Origin of the sequence: Synechococcus sp. MU1655, from assembly GCF_023630655.1 — a bacterium.
GTDB lineage: Bacteria > Cyanobacteriota > Cyanobacteriia > PCC-6307 > Cyanobiaceae > Synechococcus_C.
Window position 1 is genome coordinate 1 of the sequence record NZ_JAKUHK010000150.1, and the last position, 4956, is coordinate 4956.

Consider the following 4956-nt stretch of genomic DNA (forward strand, 5'->3'; position numbering starts at 1 on the left):
TGGATTGGCGGGTTCAAGTTTAATTTTCTGGGTCGTCATAGGAGCCGTTGCGCACGCAAGGTGGATTCAAGATTTGCTAAACAATGAATCATCCAAAATCGATACTCAAAATCTAGCGATAGAGCAACACGGATACGTCTCTGTTAAGCCATCGAAAGGAAAATTTTATGCCAAACGTGGTTTTGTCTTTGGTTATTGGGATCGTGAGCCTGAGCCAAATGAATTAGCGATTGAAGTTCGGGATAGCCCGAAAATCTTTGATCTAGCTGGTATTAATCTGATTCTATTCACCTCTGTTTTTGTTTTAATTGTAGTGTCAAAAGGTCTCTTCAGCATTGCGGGAATGGGTTGATATTGTGCTGTGAAGGTGGGTATTGGCAAAAAAGTTGAAACGTTTGAGGATGATTGGGCCTGTTCCGGATTTCTTCTCCTATCTCGCGCCATTCGCCACTCTCTTCGTCGGCATGCTTTTACTGCTATGGCGGATTGAGAAAGGTGCCACATTTTCAGATCGCCCCTTTTCTGATCGTGATGTTTGCTTTATCGCCTAAGGGATCAACGACTGAACTCGCTGTTTCAGGTCTCAAACGTCGATGTCGGGTGAATCTCTTGGGGCAGTGGAAATGCAATAACGCAGGTCTTGCGGTCATTGGATCGATTGCTTTGAACCACTGACTTCGAGGAGGTTTAGGTAATTATTCCTACAAAAAAAATCGTGAGGCTGCGTGACAGTCTCCGCATCCAAGGAGGTGGTCCTTGGTGATGCGTCGCAGAAGAGGGTGGTCTGGGAAGCCGCCCTTTTTTTTGAGCAGCACAACAGCGCCAATTGCTCGGGGAGGAACCCGCTGAAAACGCTGGCGTTCGCTTAGGCGTTCGCTTAGGCGTTTGCCAGGTTTGCGAAGGCCGACATGACCATGATCGCGATGATCACAGTGCCACCAAAGAAAGCGATATTTGGGGAGTGGTTCATCTGCAGATCGCGAGCAAGCAGACGCTAGCCAACTGGCTTTACAAACCGTTACCAGGGTATTAAGTTAATTGAAGCGACCTTTGAGCAGGATCCGCAAAGGAAAGGCCTCCGCGCAAGGGGGCCTTTTTCATGGCGGAAGGCCAATGGCAGCCGTATACAGGCGATACCTGTGTGCGGTGATGCCGTTGATCCATAAAAAAGAACGGACGCCCGCCCCTGCAGCCGACCGTTCAACATAGGATGCCTCCCAACATCCTGACCCTCGCCAATACAAGCGTGTGAGTGCGTCTCTGTCCCTAGTGATACATACTCATCTTCGTTCAAGGGCATAAAAAACAGAGGGGTTTAATCCTCTGTCTTGGTGGTGTGAGTTTGAACCACTGCTCCCCAGCGTTGGCTCACTTTCAAGATGGCTCGGGTGATTGTTCGCTGACCTTGAACCCGCAGTTAGACGCAATCCCGCAAATCTTTAACGACGGTTTGACGGTCATAAAAATGGGAGGGTGCTAACTCCTCCCAAGGTGTCTTGCTTTCGACGTCTCAATTTTCACTTGTTTAGAACGCATTGCGCCTGAGTGAAGGCTGAGAGGGTCTTGCCAAATATGACTCGGCAGATGGATTCAGCATTGAATCAACGGATGACCTGAGCAATTGGCAAAATTCCACCGCAAGTTTTCGGCTCATGATGCAGTTGTGAGTTGATCGATTTGGCATGGGTCACAACGTCGTCGAGCATCGCATCGCTCATTGCTGCGTTGTGGGGGGCGGGCCTGCCGGACTGATGTTTGGTCTTTTGCTGGCTCGACAGGGGATCAAGGTCACGGTGTTGGAGTCGCAGCTCGACTTCGATCGAGATTTTCGTGGAGACACGATTCACCCCGCGATTCTTGAGGCCCTCGATCAGATCGGCCTGGCTGATCGTGTTCTTGAGATTCCACATGGCCGAATGGAGTTGGCCCAGCTGTGTTCTGAGGGAATCGTTACCAATTTGGCCGATTTTCGTCGCCTGAACACGCGCTACCCGTTTGTCGCGGTGCTTCCGCAAGTTGAGTTTCTTCAATGCATCGCTGGGGAGGCCAGCCGCTATTCCGGTTTCGAGCTGGTCATGGGGGCTCGGGTCGAGGAACTCATTCAGGAGAGAGGCTCCACTCATGGAGTGCGCTACAGGGATCGGCAGCATGCACTGCATGAGGTTCGTGCCACTCTCACGGTGGGAGCAGATGGACGATTTTCCAAGGTTCGCAGTCTCTGCGGTGCTGAATTGCAGAGCACCTCACCACCGATGGATGTGCTTTGGTTTCGTGTGCCTCGCAGGTCAGACGATCCCCATGATCAGTTCCGCTTCCATGTTGGCGGAGGGCATTTGGTTGTGCTTCTGGAACGTGCCCAGGAGTGGCAGGTGGGTTATGTGCTCTTAAAAGGACAGTTCGCGGCCACCAAGGCCGCTGGGCTTGACGCCTTCCGCACGGATCTGAGTCGCCACGTGCCCTGGCTTGCAGATCGGGTGCATGTGCTGCAGACCTGGAAACAGATTGTGGTTTTATCCGTTGAATCCAGTTTCGTGAAGACGTGGCATCAGCCAGGGCTTCTGCTGATCGGCGATGCTGCCCATGTGATGTCTCCAATCGGAGGGGTAGGAATCAATGTGGCGATTCAGGATGCGATCTCGGCTGCAAATCTGCTGACAGAACCGCTGAGACGGGAATCCATCGGTTTAGATCAGTTGGCGACTGTGCAATTGCAGCGGGAGGGGCCCGTTCACACGATTCAGGGGTTCCAGACCATGGTTCAGAACCGCATCATTAAGAGCGCTCTCAACGGTGCCGAACCCTTCAGGTTGCCTTTGCTGCTTCGCATCTTGCTCAAATTCCCAGTTGTGCGGAATGTGCCAGCGCGAATGATCGCCTTTGGAAGCAGGCCATCAAGAATTGCCGAAAACTTGATTCACGACCACTGCACGGTTGAGCCATCCACAAACAGCTCAGCCACGATGCGGCCATAGCGGCGGTCTGCCGTGATGCGTCTGATGGCTGATCCGGTGTTGCTGCGACAGGTGTCGCCGCCGTAGCAGGAGGCAATCAAAACAGAGGCAAGGGAGGCGATGACATTTGACTTGTAAGCACCATATTTAGTACTTCCTCATCACCTTCAGGCACCATATTTAGCGTTTGCCGAATAGTTCTTCCCAGGTGATTAATTCTGGTTGCTGTTTGGTTGTTTTGGACATGTTGGGTCTTGAAGCTGAGTGTCCCCTCTCGGTGGGCAATGTTTTTCGATTCATTGAAAAAAACAGTTATCTGTTCTCGCGCAGTGGGCTCTTTGTCAAGCTCTTTGGCGTAATCCATTATTAACACAATCGCTAGGTCAAACATCGATCGCGTTGGGGTTACCGCCTACAAGTTCATCCAGAGGCTCTTTGAGTGAAAACGCGACGACAAGCAAAACACCACTGAAGCGTTGAATGATCTGATGATTGCTGGATACCAAGATCCATGGAGGCAGGCTCAGTGGTTCCATTAGGGGCAGGACCTGACCAACACTTGCAAGCTCTGGGCACCTACTGGGCAAGCTTGAGGCAAGTCAGGTCAATCCAATGAGCAAGACAACAAGTCGAAGAAAGGCTTGGCTGTGGGTTGGATGCGGACTCTTTGGTGCTGCAACTGGTCAAACAGGACAGTGGTACTGGTTAATAGGTGCTTCGGTTTGTGCATTCCTTGCAATGAAGAGCGGCTGAATGCAAAAGCTGCGCCACCCGCAAAAGAAAGTCGCATTGCAAGAGTGAATCGCAAGCAGCCGCATTTAGATGCAGTACTGATAGGCGTTGTTGCACTGGTTGCTGCTTCTTTTCTGCTCCCAATGATCAAATCTCTCAATAATGACAATATCGATTCGCTGAGCGCTGGCACTCTTGGCGGCGCCATTGGGTTGGTAGTCGGTTACGAGATAGGTCGTATTAAACAATGAACTCAGGCAAAAGGGCCTTGCTCAGTGGAATTTCTGAGGGATGATTGAATCGTGAGGAGGGCTTCTTCACGGAGTGGAAACTAGGCAACACTCCTAACAAGAAGCCAGGAACCCCTGCCTTCGGCTGGGGTTTTCTTTGTTTGTGCCGTTTACAGTCGTCCCTGTGCTGGCCGGTGGTCGCGATCAGCAGTTGCTACGGCGGCGATACATACCCAGGTCTATTGGCGATACGCCAATCAGTGGCCACGGACTAGATGACTCATAACCACAACAATGATCCGCACCACATTCACTGGCATTGCATCAGCTGCTGCGCTCTTCGCAATTAGTGAGCCATTTGATCCGCCAGTCGCCATGGCTGATAGCACCAAGGCCTATTGCACCCTGGCTTGGCATGAAGAGACCGTCAAAAGAATGCACATGGCTGTGCCAATGATCGAGGGCCCTTGCACCTTCAGTCAGTACCAAGGAAACGTTTACGTGGACGACTTCAACTATTACAAGTTCGCCTTCCCAGCTGCTGAGCAGGGCAAGACCTACCAGCGCGATAACAAGTCAGAGCGCATCTCCTTCACGCGAGACGGTCAATACACCCTGAACGTGTTCTGGAAGAAGCCAGCCCGTGAGCCCGGAGGTTATTGATCATTGCTAATTAATGCCTATGCCTGTTGGCCGTGTAGTCCAGCAAAGGCTTAATCAGCGTTCTTTCAGCATCACATCAATGGCAACCAAACAAAAAATCCGCGCTGTTTTCGCTGATCCACAAGTTGACGGAATGGAGGTGCTTTATCAATGCATCGGGGAGCTTCTGAAGGATGGTGCCGAATTCGACAAGGCCTATTCGTTGGTCATCGCTGCAGGCGATACACCAGCCAATACCTGGATCAGGTTTTGTGTGCAATGCGCTACACGGTTTGATGATCCACCAGAGGAATCGGAATTTCTTGCGGTGTTAGAAGAGTTCTGCCGTCAATACGCTGAAGCTTGATTCGATCTGATGTCAACAACCATTCAGTTCACCC

The 4956-nt window shown here is 51.3% G+C and carries 7 protein-coding genes; 5 read left to right on the forward strand and 2 right to left on the reverse strand.

Annotated features, from left to right (window positions below):
• Together NCN04_RS07830 and NCN04_RS07835 are read left to right on the forward strand one after the other, a co-directional pair.
• On the forward strand, positions 1-352 hold a 352-nt coding region (locus NCN04_RS07830), incomplete at its 5' end, for a hypothetical protein (RefSeq protein WP_250395710.1).
• 1330 nt (positions 353-1682) lie between these two features.
• Complete coding sequence (locus NCN04_RS07835) at positions 1683-2972, forward strand: FAD-dependent oxidoreductase (protein WP_250395711.1); 1290 nt, start codon at positions 1683-1685, stop codon at positions 2970-2972.
• A 76-nt stretch (positions 2973-3048) separates the two neighbouring features.
• Here NCN04_RS07835 and NCN04_RS07840 read toward each other — a convergent pair whose 3' ends face one another.
• Entirely contained in the window at positions 3049-3342 is a 294-nt protein-coding gene (locus tag NCN04_RS07840) for a hypothetical protein (protein ID WP_250395712.1), read from the reverse strand.
• Entirely contained in the window at positions 3335-3487 is a 153-nt protein-coding gene (locus NCN04_RS07845; protein WP_250395713.1) for a hypothetical protein, read from the reverse strand. Before NCN04_RS07845 ends, NCN04_RS07840 begins: the two co-directional genes overlap by 8 nt.
• 186 nt (positions 3488-3673) lie before the next feature.
• On the opposite strand from NCN04_RS07845, the gene NCN04_RS07850 reads away from it, so the two are divergent.
• The 3 genes from NCN04_RS07850 (at position 3674) to NCN04_RS07860 (ending at position 4922) form a co-directional block, all read left to right on the forward strand.
• Complete coding sequence (locus tag NCN04_RS07850; RefSeq protein WP_250395714.1) at positions 3674-3934, forward strand: hypothetical protein; 261 nt, start codon at positions 3674-3676, stop codon at positions 3932-3934.
• A gap of 273 nt (positions 3935-4207) precedes the next feature.
• On the forward strand, positions 4208-4576 hold the full coding sequence (locus NCN04_RS07855; protein WP_250395715.1) for a hypothetical protein: 369 nt from the start codon (positions 4208-4210) through the stop codon (positions 4574-4576).
• A gap of 79 nt (positions 4577-4655) precedes the next feature.
• Positions 4656-4922 carry a hypothetical protein gene (locus tag NCN04_RS07860; protein WP_250395716.1) on the forward strand — a complete coding sequence of 89 codons (267 nt, stop codon included), beginning with the start codon at positions 4656-4658 and terminating at the stop codon, positions 4920-4922.
• Positions 4923-4956: the final 34 nt, after the last annotated feature.

Bases quoted from the DNA above. Each gene is read 5' to 3' on its own strand.
- NCN04_RS07835 (WP_250395711.1), top strand. From the start codon at position 1,683: ATGGGTCACAACGTCGTCGAGCATCGCATCGCTCATTGCTGCGTTGTG.
- NCN04_RS07840 (WP_250395712.1), bottom strand. From the start codon at position 3,342: ATGTTTGACCTAGCGATTGTGTTAATAATGGATTACGCCAAAGAGCTT.
- NCN04_RS07845 (WP_250395713.1), bottom strand. From the start codon at position 3,487: ATGGAACCACTGAGCCTGCCTCCATGGATCTTGGTATCCAGCAATCAT.
- NCN04_RS07855 (WP_250395715.1), top strand. From the start codon at position 4,208: ATGATCCGCACCACATTCACTGGCATTGCATCAGCTGCTGCGCTCTTC.
- NCN04_RS07860 (WP_250395716.1), top strand. From the start codon at position 4,656: ATGGCAACCAAACAAAAAATCCGCGCTGTTTTCGCTGATCCACAAGTT.